General features: G+C 64.3%; 2 pseudogenes. Both read right to left on the minus strand.

Annotated features, from left to right (window positions below):
• Window positions 1–104: 104 nt before the first annotated feature.
• Window positions 105–893: pseudogene (locus tag ACFFNA_RS36880) on the minus strand (IS91 family transposase); the annotation flags it as partial.
• 11 nt (window positions 894–904) lie between these two features.
• A pseudogene (locus ACFFNA_RS36885) lies at window positions 905–1,423 on the minus strand (tyrosine-type recombinase/integrase); the annotation flags it as partial.
• Between the last annotated feature and the right edge of the window lie 94 nt (window positions 1,424–1,517).

Consider the following 1,517-nt stretch of genomic DNA (forward strand, 5'->3'; position numbering starts at 1 on the left):
TCACGGATCGATCAAAATGGCGGCCCTTGAACATGACAAACTCCCGGAAAGCAGGAGCAGCCGTCATGCAGCAATGACCTTTCCGAAAAGTTTGCGACGGAGCCGTGCGTGTAGCGGCCGACGTAATCGAGGACCGTTTCCGGTCCGGCGAAGGGCGGCTTGGCGTAGACCACCCATGCGGCCTTTCGCAGGGGAGCCAAATAGCGCAGGAAAGCGCTGCGCTCGTTGAGGGCTTTCAAGTCAGAGAAGAATTGCAGCTCGCCTGCCTCGAAGGCTTTCTCCAGATGTTGCAGATACAAGCGACGGAAGAGGCGTGAGAGAACGCGGACCGGCAGGAAGAAGCCCGGCCGGCAGGCGATCCATCGCTCGCCGTTGGCAGACAGGCCGCCGCCGGCGACGACGCAATGCAGGTGGGGATGAAAGACGAGGGTCTGGCCCCAGGTGTGCAGCACGGCGAAGAAGCCGATCTCGGCGCCCAGGTGTCTGGGATCGGCGGCGATGGTGCGCAGCGTCTCGGCGGCCGCACGGAAGAGAATGGCGTAGGCGGCTGCCTTGTTCTGATAGGCAATGGCCGCGATGGCCTCCGGCAGCGTGAAGACGACGTGGAAGTACTGTGTGTCGAGAAGCTCGGCGCGCCGGTCGTCGAGCCATTGCGCACGAGCGAGCGATTGGCACTTCACGCAGTGACGGTCGCGGCAGCTGTTGAACGCGATGCGCTGGTGGCCGCATTGGTCGCACGCTTCGACGTGCCCGCCGAGCGCCGCCGTTCGGCACAGTTCGATCGCCGTCATCACGCGCCGCTGAGCCGTGCTGAGCGACGCGCCATGCTGCGCGCGATAGGTCTCGCCGTAGCGGCGGAAGATATCCGCCACTTCCCACCCCGAGCGGGCCATCGGCGCGCCGCTCAGAAGTACTGCGGCTCGGCAGGCGGCGGCGGCGGGGGCACTGGACGCGGCAAGAGCTCGAACGGGCTGGACGTCGCACAGACCTTGTTGGTGGCAATCCGCAAGTAGTGGGCGGTGGTCGCGAGGCTGCGGTGACCAAGCAGCAGTTGAATGGTGCGCACGTCGGCGCCGGTCTCCAAGAGATGGACAGCGAAGGCGTGTCGCAGACTGTGGGGCGTGACCGGCTTGGACAATCCGGAGAGGTCTCGCGCCTTCGCGCAGGCATGCGCGACCGCATTCCTTGTGATCGGCTGGCCGGGACGATCGCCGGGGAAGAGCCACGCCTTTGGCCGCAGCACCTTCCAATAGCTGCGCAAGGTCGCAAGCAGCTTGGGCGACAGCATCACGTAGCGGTCTTTCTGGCCTTTGCCCTGCGCGACGCGAATGACCATTCTCTGGCTGTCGATGGCCGTGAGCGTCAGGTGGACTGCTTCCGAGATGCGCAAGCCAGCGGCGTAGCACGTTGTCAGGATGGTTCTGTCGCAAATCGTGATTTCGGTCACGACGCGACGCTTTCGCGCCAATGATCAGGCGGCAAGGATCTCGAACTGCTCGGCAATTGAAGGGCATGGA

This window comes from Mesorhizobium kowhaii (assembly GCF_042431665.1).
Taxonomy (GTDB): Bacteria; Pseudomonadota; Alphaproteobacteria; order Rhizobiales; family Rhizobiaceae; genus Mesorhizobium; species Mesorhizobium kowhaii.